Source organism: Micromonospora sp. NPDC048842 (assembly GCF_040649935.1).
In the GTDB taxonomy this organism is placed as follows: Bacteria; Actinomycetota; Actinomycetes; order Mycobacteriales; family Micromonosporaceae; genus Micromonospora; species Micromonospora hortensis.
In genome coordinates this window covers 81,067-92,986 of the sequence record NZ_JBEZGK010000023.1, presented here as the reverse complement: position 1 = coordinate 92,986, position 11,920 = coordinate 81,067, and the positions used below count along the sequence as shown (strand labels likewise).

The following is an 11,920-nucleotide window of genomic DNA, read 5'->3' as shown; positions in this document are numbered from 1 at the left end:
CGTTATCTCCGCAGGTCAGGGGCGACCGTGTGAAGTGAGATCGAATAACGGTTTTCGGGCCGCGATCCATCCGCCGAGGGCCCCGGTGCAGGTGCCCGCACTCGGGGCCCTTCCCAACCCTCGGTCAGCGTGAGTAGTACTCCACGACGAGTTGCTCGTCGCAGACCACCGGGACCTCCGAGCGGAGCGGGAGCCGGGTCAGCCGAGCGGTCAGGCCGGGCAGGCTCACCTCCAGGTAGGGGGCGAGACGTTCCGGGACATGCGCCCCGGCCGCCGCGACGACGAACGGCGCCTTGCCTCGACTGCGCTCCGCCACCTCGATGACGTCACCGGGTTGCAGCCGCGCGGACGGCCGGTCCAGGCGACGGCCGTTAACAGTGACGTGCTGATGGGTGACGACCTGGCGGGCCTGGTAGATGGAGCGGGCGAAACCGGCTCGCAGCACCAGCGCGTCCAGCCGACTCTCCAGCTCGACGATCAACTCCTCACCGGTCTTGCCGGGCCGGCGCACGGCCCGGTCGAACGCGCGCCGGAGTTGCCCCTCGTGCAGGTCGTACTGCGCCTTGAGCCGCTGCTTCTCCAACAGCCGGACCTTGTAGTCGCTGGTGGTGCGTCGGGCCCGGCCGTGCTGCCCCGGCGGGAACGGGCGGCGTTCGAAGTAGCGCACGCACTTCGGGGTCAGCGCGATGCCCAGGGCGCGGGAACGCTTGACCTTGGGACGGGTCTGATTCATCAATCACCTCTCAAGTAAGGTAAGCCTAACCTTATTAGGAGATGATCGCCTTGAGCAAGCCCTCGACCAGCACGGCGGACTCCACGGCCGATGCGGGTGTCCGAATCCGATCGATGCTCGCCGCCGCCGACTCCCTCACCCTGCACATCCCGGGCGTCGAGGCGTACGTCGTCGGACGGCACCTCGTGACGAGCGACGGGCGGCTGCGGATCGACCTACCGGTCGGCTGCCACCTGGCCGAACACCTCGCGCACCAGCGGGAGACCGTCGCGATGGTCGAGGTGACCGACCTGGCGCCCACGCCGCTCCGCGACCGGGTGCGCGGGCGCGCCACGCTCACCGGTTGGTTGGTGACCGAGGCCGCCGCGACCGGGAGCGATCAGGAGCTGGTGACGGTCCTCGACCTCGCCACCGCCGAGCTGACAGTCGACGGCCGCACCACGTGCGTCGACGCTGACGAGTTCGCGAACGCCCAACCCGATCCGCTGGCCGCCGTCGAGGCCGATCTGTTGTGCCACCTCGACCACCACCACCCGCGCACCGTCGAGGGGTTGAGCCGGCTGATCCCCGCTCGCCACCTCCAGGGCGTTCGCCAGGTTCGGCCGGTACGCCTGGACCGGCACGGTGTCGTACTCCGGTTGGAGCTGAGCAGTGGTGACCGGGACGTCCGGCTGAACTTCCGGGCACCACTGCGGCATCCGGCCGAACTCGGCGCGCGGATCGAGGAACTGCTTCGGCACCCGCGCGGCTGCCGCGCCCGACATGCCCGCTGACGATCGCCGCCCTCGCCGACGGTTAGGCAAGGCTGACCTATGCAAAACATCCCTAAAAGGGGCGGCTGATAGGGAGTTGTCCTGCCGAGGCCGGGTATGAAGGTGACCCGGCACCACCGACGGAAGCGAGATCGCCATGACCGACATGCTGGAGATGCCGCGGGTACACGAGTGCACTGTCACCGACTGCGGCTACAACCACGACGGCTGCCACGCGTTCGCCATCACCATCGGGCAGCAGAACGCCAGCTGCGCCACGTTCATCGACACCTCGGCGAAGGGCGGGCTGGACCGCGTCATCGCGCAGGTAGGTGCCTGCAAGCGGGACGACTGCCAGCACAACGCCGAGCTGGAGTGCCACGCGCCGTCCATCCGGGTGGGTCCGGGTCAGGACATCGCGGACTGTCAGACGTACGAGCCGCGCTGATCCCGGCGCGACGCGAACCGAGGGACGGCCGCCACGGCCGTCCCTCGTCCACGTTCGAGGCCGGCTACGCGGGGACGACCATCGGCGTGCCGGCGATCGGGTCGGGTACGACGAGGCAGCTGAGACCGAAGACCTGCTCGACGAGGTCGCCGGTGACCACGTCGACCGGCGCTCCCTCCGCGACGATCGCACCGCCGGACATCGCGATGAGGTGGTCGCAGTAGCGGCAGGCGAGGTTGAGATCGTGCATGACGATGACGATGGTCTTGCCGGACTCCGCGTTCAGTTTCCGCAACAGCCGCAGCAACTCGACCTGGTGGTTGATGTCCAGGTAGGTAGTGGGTTCGTCGAGCAGCAGCAGGTCGGTGTCCTGTGCCAGGGCCATGGCGACCCAGACCCGCTGGCGTTGCCCACCTGACAACTCCCGGATCGGACGGTCGATCAGATCCGCGGTTCCGGTGGCGTCGAGAGCCCGGGCGACGGCGTCGTGGTCGTCGTTGCTCCACCGTCGAAACCACCCCTGATGGGGGTAGCGGCCACGGGCCACCAGGTCGGCGACGGTGATGCCGTCGGGCGCGACGGGAGTCTGCGGGAGCAGCCCGAGCACCTTTGCCACGTCGACGTTGCGCAGGTCGGCGAGGGGTTTGTCGTCGAGGAAGACGGCGCCGTCGCGCGGTGCCAGCAGTCGGGCCAGGCCGCGGAGCAGTGTGGACTTGCCGCAGGCGTTGGCACCGACGATCGCGGTGACCTTGCCGTCGAGCACTGCGACGTCGAGGTGGTCGACGATGGTCCGGTCGTCGTAGCCGAGGGTGAGACCCTCGGCGCGTAGTCGGGTCATCCACCCGCTCCTTGTCGGTTGGTGGTGGCCAGCAGCCACAGCAGGTAGGGCGCGCCGACCGCACCCGTCACCACTCCGGTGGGCAACGGTGTGGGCAGCACGTGCACGGCGACGAGGTCGGCGGTGAGCAGCAGCGCGGCACCGACCAGGGCGGCGGGCAGGACGCCCTGGGCCGCAGGGCCGAGGAGCCGGTTGGCGATCGGCCCGGCCACCAGGGCGACGAACGCGATCGGGCCCGCCACCGACACCGCCAAGGCCACCAGCACGACGGCGGTGCCGAGCAGCCCGGCCCGACTGAGCTCAGCCCGGACACCCAGCATCCGGGCGGCGTCGTCACCGAGCGCGAGGGCACTCAGTGGACGTTGCAGCAACGTGGCGACCGGCAGCAGGACGATCAGGGCACCGGTGAGCACCCACAGCTCAGTGGTGCTGGCCTGCCCGACCGACCCGATCAGCCAGTGCATGGCCTGGCGGGCCTCGAAGAGCTGCGCCCGGCTGAGCACGTAGCCGACCAGGCCCTCGAAGAAGAGCGCCACCCCGATGCCGATGAGGATGAAGCGGTAGCCGCTGACGCCGTCGCGCCAGGCCAGCAGGTACATCGCCAGGGCGGCGGCGACCGCGCCACCGAGGGCGAGACCGCTGACGACGAGCCCACCAGCCTGGAGGAGCACGATCCCGGTGACGGCCGCCAGCCCCGCCCCCGAGGTGATTCCCACGAAGTCCGGGGACGCGAGGGGGTTGCGCAGCAACTGCTGGAAGATCGTGCCGGACGCGCCGAGGGCGAGTCCGACCGTCAGGGCGGCGGCCGCGGTCGGCAGCCGCAGGCCACGGACGACGAAGTCGACGCTGGGATTGTCGGACAGGTGCAGGACCGAGGCGATCACCTCGGCAGCGCCGATGCGGAAGCTGCCCACCATCATGGTGAGCACGAAGAGGGCGGTGACCGTCACGGTCAGGGCGCAGGTCACCACGACGGACCGGCCGGCTCGACGCCTCCGGTTGGCGCGCAGCGCCGCTGCCGTGCCGGACGGGGCGGAGCGGTGGTCGCTCGTTGTCGTTGTCGTCACCATGTTCAGACCTCCGACAGCCGGCCGTAGCGCACGATCGCGATGAACGCGGGCGCGCCGATCAGCCCGAGGATCACGCCGACCTGAACCTCGTCGGGGGCGGCGGCCATCCGGCCGAGCACGTCGGCGAGGAGCAGGACGATGGGCGCCAGCAGCATCGAGTACGGCAGGATCCAGCGATAGTCGGGGCCGCAGATGAACCTCGCCAGGTGCGGTACGACGAGCCCGACGAAGACGATCGGTCCGCAGGCCGCGGTGGCGGCACCGGCGAGGATAGCGACCACGGCGAAGGCGGCCACGCGGGTCCGGGTCACGTTCTGGCCGAGGCCACGCGCGACGTCCTCGCCGAGCGCGAGGCCGTTGATGGCCCGCCCGAAGCCCAACGACACGGCGAGGCCGATCAGCAGGAACGGCGCGACCCCGGTCAGGATCGGTGTGTACCGACCGGCGAGCGACCCCACCTGCCAGAACCGCAGCTCGTTGAGGGCATCCACGTTCGTCATCACTATCCCGCTGGTCACCGAGGTCAGGCCGGCGGTGACCGCCGCGCCCGCCAGGGCCAGCTTCACCGGGGTGGCACCCTCCCGGCCCAACGAGGCGACCGCGTACACCAGGGCCAGCGCCGCGATCGCGCCGGCGAAGGCGAACCAGGCGTAGACACCGATGCCACGCACCCCGAGCACAGTGATGGCCATGACCACGAACGCGGCGGCCCCGGAGTTGATGCCCAGGATCCCCGCGTCCGCCAGCGGGTTGCGGGTGACGCCCTGCAGGATCGCCCCGGCAACCCCGAGCGCGGCGCCGACCAGGATGCCGAGCAGAGTGCGGGGTACGCGCATCTCCAGCGTGACGGTGCTGCTGATCGGTCCGTCGCTGTCGAGGCTGAACAGGGCGTGCAGCACCTCGGAGAGCCCGATCGAACGCGAGCCCATTGTCACGCTCAGGAAGCCGACGAGGGCGAGGACCGCACAGAGGACGGCGAGCCCCGGCCCGAGGGCAGAGGCTCGCCGCACGCCTCCCGTCGAGGTGCGCGTCCCGATCTGGTTAGTTGCCGACATTCGGATCAGCGGCCTTGACCGCCTGGGTCAGCTTGTCCAGCTCGGTGGCGAAGTCCCCGTACGTGTGCAGCCAGAACGCCGGCCAGGAGACGGTGGCACCGACCTTGGCAGCCTTGATCTTGGACCAGGTCGGCTGCTTCGTGCTCCACTCGGCGTTGGCGGTGGGCGTGAAGGATCGGCCGTCCCACAGGATCAGGTCCGGCTGGTACTTGTCGGCGTTCTCCCAGCTGAGGTTCTCCCAGTACGGGAAGGCCGGGTCCGGGCTGGCCGGGTTGATCACCTTCAGGCCCCAGGTCTGCAGGTCCAGCAGCTCGGGCGCGTACTCGGGGTTCGCGACGTAGACCTTCTCCGTCGAGGGCGACATCGCCGCGACAGTCAGGTCCGGCTTGGCCGCGGTGGCCGCCTTGAACGCGGTCACCGCGTCCTCGAAGCGCTTCTTGTTCGCCGTGATCTGCGGGCTGGCCACGTCGGCGCCGAGGCTCTCGGCGAGGTCCTCGTACCCCTCGGCCAGCGCGACGATCGACTTACCCTGCGTGACGCCGACGACGGGGGCCAGTTCGGCGAGCTTCTTGCTCTTCTCGTCGACGCCCTCCTCCATGCCGCTGTGCGCCTTCTCGGCCGGCCACCAGTCGCCGACGATCAGGTCGGGACGCAGGGCGGCGGCCTTCTCCACGTCGATCTTGCCCCACTCCTCGCCGAGGATCTCGACCCCGGTGAGGTCGAGGTTCTTCAGGTTGGGGTCGGTCTTGACCGACTCGTCGGCGTAGACGCCGACCGGCTTGATGCCGAAGGACATGAGCGCCGCGGCCTCGCCGGCGTGCGCGATGATCCGCGTCGGCCTCTTGTCCGCCTTGACGACCTTGCCCGAGCCGTCGTTGAAAGACCAGGGGCCCGAGGCGGTGGCAGCGGCGGCGGTGTCACCGGTGCCCGTGTCGTTGCCACAACCGGTGAGCCCGCCGAGCACGGCGCTCAGCGCCGCGACGGCCAGGACCGGACGCCATGAGTGCATGGTGAAGTTCCCGATCTTTCGAAGAGAAGCGAGCCATCCGGCCCGAAAGTTAGGTTAGGCTAACCAACACTTTCGGTTTTGGCCAATGCCGGGTGCCCCCACCTCGAAAGATGGCCGCGAAACGGGCGATCGGACGCTCAGCGGCCGCCCGCGGCCAGCTCGGCGATCATCCCCTCGCAACTGCGGACCACGACCTGAGCGCCGCGCCGCTGCGCCAGCGGGAGCAGCGGATCCTCCGCCCGGTCACGCCATCGCCACTGCGCGTCGGAGGCGACCTCCCAGAGCTGCCGTACGTCGGCCTCGTGCTCGACACCGAGCCGAGCCGCGAGGCCCACCCCGTCGCCGCCAACCAGCCGTTGCGCCTCGGCGGCCAGCTCCGCGTCGAACCCCAGCCGGGTGTTCCGCAGCGCCACCAGCAGGCGCAACTCCCGAAACTCGTGCGCGCCGGCGAGGATCTGCTCCACAGCGCCGACCAGCTCGGCGGAGCCCCGGGTGGGCTCGGCCCGCAGCAGCGCTTCCACGGCGGCCAGCGCCGACCGCGCCTTGAGGGCGTCGCGGCGATCGATGAAACACCGCGTCACCGACTCACGTAGCTCGGTGAGACCGCTGCGCCGAATCAACTCCGCGGAGAGCTTCACCCGACTGTCGAACCCGCTGCGCACCAGCGTGGCCGCCAGCCGGACACCGAAGACCCCGAACCGGCCCAGCAGCGCGGCGCGCAGCTCGGTGTCCAGCCGTACCGGCAGCTCGCCACGGAGAAAGCGGTCGGCGGAGATGAGGTGGATGTCCAGCTCCGCCCGGGGCACCTGAGCCAGAGTCGCGAGCGCGGCGAAGTCGGACTCACCGAGCATCCGGCCGGCCAGGCCGATCATGCCGCTGCACGCCACGACGTTGACGCTGAGCGCGTTCACCCTCGGGTCGCGGTGGTGCCGGCGGGCGAGCTGGCGGGCCGTGAGCAGACCGTCGATCCGGCCGCCGCCGGTCTCGTCCGCGCGGGACAACACCATGATCACGTTGACCGGGGCGGACTGTCCGACGGCACTGTCCCGTGCGGACTCCAGCACCCGCAGGTCACTGTCGCGACCGTCACGGGTCAGGTACAACACCGCGTCCGCGTCGCGCAGCACCCGGTCCAACACCGGCGCCCGGCCCTGCTCGGCGCCGCCGGTGACCGCCGGGGTGTCGATCAGCGTGATCTGCCGCAGCGCCCGCGTCGGCCACCGCACCACGATGTCGCGCACCTCCCCCGCGCCCCAGCCCAGATCCACCCGTAGCCCGGTCGCCGACTTCACCACCGCCAACTCCTGCGGTGGCTGCCCGACCGGGTAGGCGGTGGCACGCGGCGCGGCCCCGTCCTCGTACCAGGTGAAGGCCCCGTCCGCCCGCTCGACCGGCGCGACCTCCTCGCCCATCAACGCGTTGAGCACAGTCGACTTGCCCGACCGCCACGGGCCGACGATGGCGATACGCAGCGGCTGCTCCAACCGGGCCACCTGTCGCCGAAGCTCAGCGACGGCCCGGGGATTGTCCTGGTACAGCTCGATGGCCTGGTGCAGCAACCCCCACGCGGCCTCGTCCAGGCGCACTCCCACCGTCATGCCTGCGGCTCCAGCAGCAGCGGGGCGGAGCGGGCGCCGGTCAACTGCTGAGCCTGCTCGTACACCGCCGCCAACCGGGTCATCTTCAACCGGATCTCGCGCTGCCGCTGTTCGCGCACCGACGCGTCGGTGTCGGCCTCCTGCTTCGCGCTGCGGAACGACTGCACGATGGCCTCCTGAAGCTCCTCGGTCAGCCCCGTGAAGTGGTCCCGCAGCATCCGCTGCACCTGCCGAGCGGCGTCGCGGCAGTCTCGGATGATCCGGACGAAGAAGTCGTCGACATGCCGCTGGATGGCCGTCTTGACCGTCGCCTGCCGGCGGCGGAGCAACTGTTTGCTCTCGTCCCGGATGCTCTTGCCGCCGAAGAGCGCCCCGATGCCGACCGAGACCGGATTGATCATCGGCATGCCGGCCAGGGTGGTCGCCAGACCGAACATCAGCATGCCGCCGTACGAGCCCTTCATGCCGGTGAAGAGCTTCTGACCGGTGGTGAACCGGTCGATCGTCGGCCGTTGCAGCTCGGGCATCCGCTCGCCGATGTCGTCCGGCATCGTCATCGACCAGGGCGGCAACACGTCGTATCCGTACCGGTCGAAGTTGGCGGCCACCCGCCGGGCGATCCAGTCACAGCGCTGGATCAGCCACTCGTGGTTCGCCTCCGCCGCCTCCACCAGGCTCCGCTCCAGCCAGTCCTGGAAGGTGTCCCAGGCGACCAACGGGTCGGCGGTGTCGAACGCCTCGTCCACCGCGCGCAGAATCTGTCGGGTCCGGTCACGCAGGTCGTACTCGAGGTCGGCGAGCAGGTCGGTGATCTCGTCGGTCAACGTGTTCTGCCAACGGGTGGAGCACCGGCGCAGCTCGTCGACCTCGCGCTGCGCCGCGTGCAGGCGGGAGATCGGCCCGGACTGCTCCTCGACCTCCTGGGTCGCCAACTCGGCGCGCAGCGGCGCGGCCAACTGCTCCACCACCGTCCGGGCCACCGTCTGCACTGCCGCCCGCGCCAGGTGGTCGGCCTTGCCGGCCAGATCACGTTGCAGGCGGGCGATCAGCGCGGGAAAACCCGACTCCGCGTTGAGCCCACGGTCGTCGGCCGCTGCCGCGCGCAGTCGCAGCGCCGCCGAGACCGGGATCAGCGTCGCCGGAACCCCGGCCTCGGCAAGGTGCTGCCGGTTGCGCTCGGCGACCGTACGCCAGTCCGCCACCAGATCGGTCTTGCTCTGCACCACCACCACGTTCGGATGCGAACGCGCGATGTGCAGCAGCATGTTCAGCTCGGCGACCGACAACTCCCGAGTGGAGTCGGAGACCAGCAGCACGGCGTCCGCGCGGGCGGGCGCGGCGATCGAAGCGGCGGCACCGATGCCGGCGACCTCGTCGGTGCCGGGAGTGTCCACCAGCACCAGCCCGGCACCGAGCAGGGCACGGGGAAGTCCGATCTCGACGTACGCCGGGCCGCCGCCCGGCCGACGGCCGACCAGGCCGGCAACGCTCGCCGCGACCTGGTTGAGCGCCACCGGGGTCCGCTCGACGGCCAACGCGTCGGGGGTGCCGGTGGGGTGCCCCGGGGCTGGTGGCGGTGCCTGCGCCACCGCCGCGGTGGGGGCCTCGGCATGCCGCACCACTGTCGGCAGGACTGTCGTCCGGCCGTCGCCGACCGGGCAGGCCGGAGCGTTGATGATCGCGTTGATCAGCTGACTCTTGCCCTGGTTCGGCTCGCCGATGACCAGGACACGCAGTGTCGGGTCCAGCAGTTGCGCGCGCTTCTGCCGCACCGTCTGAAGCAGGTCACCGCGACCGTGTGCAGTGCACGTGCGGGCGATCTCGTCCAGCACGTCCAACCAGATCCCGGCCATCACCGCACCAAGTGTGCGGATTTCGGCTTAATTAGCAAGAGGGACCGGATGTGGAACCGGGAAGGGCCGGATCGCCCGAGGCGATCCGGCCCTCCGCTCCGACCGGAGATCCGGATCAGAGCAGACCGCCGGTGATACCCAGCAGCCCGTGATCGGACGAGGCGTGCGAGTCGCCGCCGAGCACACCATCGGTGACCCCACCGGTCACGTCACCGACAGTGTCGGTGACACCGGGGAGGAGGCTGTCCACCTGGTGCGTCACGCCACCCACCGTCGACGGCACGTCGAGCGGCGGGACCACGCCGCCGACGAGACCGTCGCCGTGCCCGAGGCCCAGCCCGCCGAGGGTGTCGTCGACACCGAGGGAGCTGACGACCCCGCCGAGCTGACCGTGGGTGCCGGAGAGGGCACCACCGGTCAGGTCGCCGCCGATCAGATTCGAGTCAGTGACGCCGAGCAGACCACTCGGGTCGCCGACGGTGCCGGTGACGTCCCCGAGCACCGGGTCCGCGATCGCGTCCACCGGCTGCACCACGTCGGCGTCGAGGGTGTGCGCCACGTCGGAGACACCGGCCAGGTCGGTGTCGAGGCCGTACGGACCGACACCCAGACCGATGCCCGGCAGCACGGTGACCCCGGCGGCGGCGGTCGACGGGTCGACAGCGATGGCGCCGAGCACGCCGGCCTTGACGTCCACGCCACTGGGCGAGCTGGTGACGCTGATCTGCTGCGCCACGCTCTGCAACTGACCCACCACGTCGGTGGTGTCGGTGAGAAGCGGGTCCAGCCCGAGCTGCCCGACCGGCGAGGCCAACGGCGCGAGGCCCGCACCCGGCGCGTAGTCGACGACCAGCGGTACGACGTCCTGCACGTCCGCAGCGGTGATGTCGGTGAGCCCGGCGCCCCGCAACGCACCCTCGGGGTCGAGGTCGAAGGCCGACCGCGCGTCCGGGTTCGTCAGTAGGTCGAGCACGAAGTCGTGGAGCGTCTGCTGCGAGTCCATGTGCCGGTTCTCCTCGGATATGACATTGGCGGGGTGTCGTACGTCGACGGTGACGACGCTATTGCCGGGGCCCGCCCCCGGGCATCGGGGCTGAACCCGCATCCGGGCCGGTTGAACTAGGGGCTCCGCCACCTCGTACGTTAGGGGGACAGGGGGAAACCGTCCCGGCGAGATTAGGGTCCCGACCAGGGACTGATCTCTGGTACGAACGTAGGAGCCCGCGGGGTTCGCCGGGGGTGGGTCGTCGGTCAGCCGACGCCATCGCCACCGACCGGCCGACTCACGGGGAGAGACAGAGACGATGCCGTACGTCCTGGGGATAGACATCGGAAGCAGCAACACGGCCGCCGCCGTCGCACGACGACGCGGCGCGACCTGGACCCGGCCCGAGGCCGTCCCGCTGAGCGCCGGCTCACCTCTCATGCCGTCGGTGCTGTGCCTGGCCGAGGACGGTTCGCTGCGCGTCGGCGAGCCCGCGACCGACGACGGCAGCCGCACCACCCGGGACTTCGTCCACCGGATCGGCGACGACGTGCCGGTGCTGCTCGGCGGCGAGCCGTGCGCGCCGCAGACGCTGACCGCCGAACTGGCGGCGTGGGTGGTGGAGCGGGTCCACGCCCTGGAGGGCGGGGCGGCCGAAGCGATAGTGCTCAGCCACCCGGCGGGGTGGCGCCCCTACCGGCGGGAGGTGCTGCACCGGGCCCTGTCGGACCTCGGCCTACGGCACGTGACGTTGTTGCCCCGCACGGTCACCGTCGCCGAGAGCCACGCCGCTCGCGGGTTCGCGGGCAGCACCGCAGTGGTCTACGCCCTCGGGGGCAACAGTTTCGAGGCGGCGCTGGTGCGCCGCACCCCGCGCGGCACGTACGAGACGTTCGGCACCCCGCAGGGTCTCGACTCGATCGGCGGCGCCGACTTCGACGAGGCGCTCGCCGAGCATGCTCGTACCGTGCTGGCCCGGGAGTTGGCCGCCACCGGGCGTCGCGGGGCCCAGGCTGCTCTGCGGGGGCTGCGCGCGGAGTGTGACCGGGTCAAGCGGGTACTGACCGTCGACCTCACTGCCGACGTGGTGCTGACCCTGCCGAGCGGCCCGGCGCGGGTGCCGGTGACCCGGGCACAGTTCGAGGCCATGATCCGCCCGACGGTACAGGCCACCGTCGACCTCCTGCTCCGGGCCGTGCGCAGTGCCGACCTGACTCCGGCACAGCTCGACGGCGTCCTGCTGGCCGGCGGCTCCACCCGGGTCCCGCTCGTGACCGAGCTGATCGGCGCGGCCCTCCCGGTGCCCGTCGAGGTGGAGCCGGACGCCCAGTTGACCGCAGCCACCGGGGCGGCGATGGCCGCCTGTCAGGTGGTGTCACCACGCCCTCGCCAGCCGCCGCCGAACCGCGTTCCGGCAGCGGTCAGCGGCGCCGGGCGGTCCACCCTCCCGGCACCACGCCGCCCTCATCACACCGTTCCGGGCGATCCGCCACCGCGGCCCCCGGTCCGGGTCCTCCCACTGGAACTGCCGAAGCCGTCCCGCCTGGCGCTGGCCCGCGCCCGAGGACGCGAAGGATAA

The 11,920-nt window shown here is 70.9% G+C and carries 11 protein-coding genes; 3 read left to right on the top strand and 8 right to left on the bottom strand.

Features of this window, described 5'->3' with window-relative positions; translation table 11 throughout:
• Positions 1 to 124: 124 nt before the first annotated feature.
• On the bottom strand, positions 125 to 733 hold the full coding sequence (gene rpsD / locus AB0C19_RS26515; RefSeq protein ID WP_357189628.1) for a 30S ribosomal protein S4: 609 nt from the start codon (positions 731 to 733) through the stop codon (positions 125 to 127).
• 113 nt (positions 734 to 846) lie between these two features.
• Between rpsD and AB0C19_RS26510 the strand changes: the two genes are divergently transcribed.
• Both AB0C19_RS26510 and AB0C19_RS26505 read left to right on the top strand, forming a co-directional pair.
• Positions 847 to 1,506, top strand: a complete 660-nt coding sequence (locus AB0C19_RS26510; RefSeq protein WP_357189660.1) for a DUF2470 domain-containing protein — start codon at positions 847 to 849, stop codon at positions 1,504 to 1,506.
• A gap of 136 nt (positions 1,507 to 1,642) precedes the next feature.
• Entirely contained in the window at positions 1,643 to 1,933 is a 291-nt protein-coding gene (locus AB0C19_RS26505) for a DUF1540 domain-containing protein (protein WP_112678265.1), read from the top strand.
• Positions 1,934 to 1,997: 64 nt separating this feature from the next.
• Here the strand turns inward: AB0C19_RS26505 and AB0C19_RS26500 are convergent, their stop codons facing one another.
• The 7 genes from AB0C19_RS26500 to AB0C19_RS26470 form a co-directional block, all read right to left on the bottom strand.
• Positions 1,998 to 2,771: an ABC transporter ATP-binding protein gene (locus AB0C19_RS26500; RefSeq protein ID WP_354944171.1), complete on the bottom strand. Its 774-nt coding sequence runs from the start codon at positions 2,769 to 2,771 to the stop codon at positions 1,998 to 2,000.
• Positions 2,768 to 3,841, bottom strand: a complete 1,074-nt coding sequence (locus tag AB0C19_RS26495) for an iron ABC transporter permease (protein ID WP_357189625.1) — start codon at positions 3,839 to 3,841, stop codon at positions 2,768 to 2,770. Before AB0C19_RS26495 ends, AB0C19_RS26500 begins: the two co-directional genes overlap by 4 nt.
• Before the next feature lie 2 nt (positions 3,842 to 3,843).
• Positions 3,844 to 4,851, bottom strand: coding sequence for an iron ABC transporter permease (locus AB0C19_RS26490; protein ID WP_357189623.1), 1,008 nt, complete (start codon positions 4,849 to 4,851; stop codon positions 3,844 to 3,846).
• A 31-nt stretch (positions 4,852 to 4,882) separates the two neighbouring features.
• Positions 4,883 to 5,905, bottom strand: a complete 1,023-nt coding sequence (locus AB0C19_RS26485; RefSeq protein ID WP_357189621.1) for an ABC transporter substrate-binding protein — start codon at positions 5,903 to 5,905, stop codon at positions 4,883 to 4,885.
• 137 nt (positions 5,906 to 6,042) lie between these two features.
• Positions 6,043 to 7,503: a hypothetical protein gene (locus tag AB0C19_RS26480; protein WP_357189620.1), complete on the bottom strand. Its 1,461-nt coding sequence runs from the start codon at positions 7,501 to 7,503 to the stop codon at positions 6,043 to 6,045.
• A complete protein-coding gene (locus AB0C19_RS26475; protein ID WP_357189658.1) occupies positions 7,500 to 9,356 on the bottom strand; it encodes a dynamin family protein in 1,857 nt (618 codons plus the stop codon). Before AB0C19_RS26475 ends, AB0C19_RS26480 begins: the two co-directional genes overlap by 4 nt.
• A gap of 115 nt (positions 9,357 to 9,471) precedes the next feature.
• Complete coding sequence (locus AB0C19_RS26470; protein WP_357189618.1) at positions 9,472 to 10,359, bottom strand: IniB N-terminal domain-containing protein; 888 nt, start codon at positions 10,357 to 10,359, stop codon at positions 9,472 to 9,474.
• Between the two features lie 301 nt (positions 10,360 to 10,660).
• Between AB0C19_RS26470 and AB0C19_RS26465 the strand changes: the two genes are divergently transcribed.
• Positions 10,661 to 11,920, top strand: a complete 1,260-nt coding sequence (locus tag AB0C19_RS26465; RefSeq protein WP_357189616.1) for an Hsp70 family protein — start codon at positions 10,661 to 10,663, stop codon at positions 11,918 to 11,920.

What these genes read in the sequence shown, in the direction of transcription:
- AB0C19_RS26495 (WP_357189625.1), bottom strand. Translation starts at nt 3,841, where the DNA reads ATGGTGACGACAACGACAACGAGCGACCACCGCTCCGCCCCGTCCGGC.
- rpsD (WP_357189628.1), bottom strand. Translation starts at nt 733, where the DNA reads ATGAATCAGACCCGTCCCAAGGTCAAGCGTTCCCGCGCCCTGGGCATC.
- AB0C19_RS26470 (WP_357189618.1), bottom strand. Translation starts at nt 10,359, where the DNA reads ATGGACTCGCAGCAGACGCTCCACGACTTCGTGCTCGACCTACTGACG.
- AB0C19_RS26500 (WP_354944171.1), bottom strand. Translation starts at nt 2,771, where the DNA reads ATGACCCGACTACGCGCCGAGGGTCTCACCCTCGGCTACGACGACCGG.
- AB0C19_RS26505 (WP_112678265.1), top strand. Translation starts at nt 1,643, where the DNA reads ATGACCGACATGCTGGAGATGCCGCGGGTACACGAGTGCACTGTCACC.
- AB0C19_RS26480 (WP_357189620.1), bottom strand. Translation starts at nt 7,503, where the DNA reads ATGACGGTGGGAGTGCGCCTGGACGAGGCCGCGTGGGGGTTGCTGCAC.
- AB0C19_RS26475 (WP_357189658.1), bottom strand. Translation starts at nt 9,356, where the DNA reads ATGGCCGGGATCTGGTTGGACGTGCTGGACGAGATCGCCCGCACGTGC.
- AB0C19_RS26465 (WP_357189616.1), top strand. Translation starts at nt 10,661, where the DNA reads ATGCCGTACGTCCTGGGGATAGACATCGGAAGCAGCAACACGGCCGCC.
- AB0C19_RS26485 (WP_357189621.1), bottom strand. Translation starts at nt 5,905, where the DNA reads ATGCACTCATGGCGTCCGGTCCTGGCCGTCGCGGCGCTGAGCGCCGTG.
- AB0C19_RS26510 (WP_357189660.1), top strand. Translation starts at nt 847, where the DNA reads ATGCTCGCCGCCGCCGACTCCCTCACCCTGCACATCCCGGGCGTCGAG.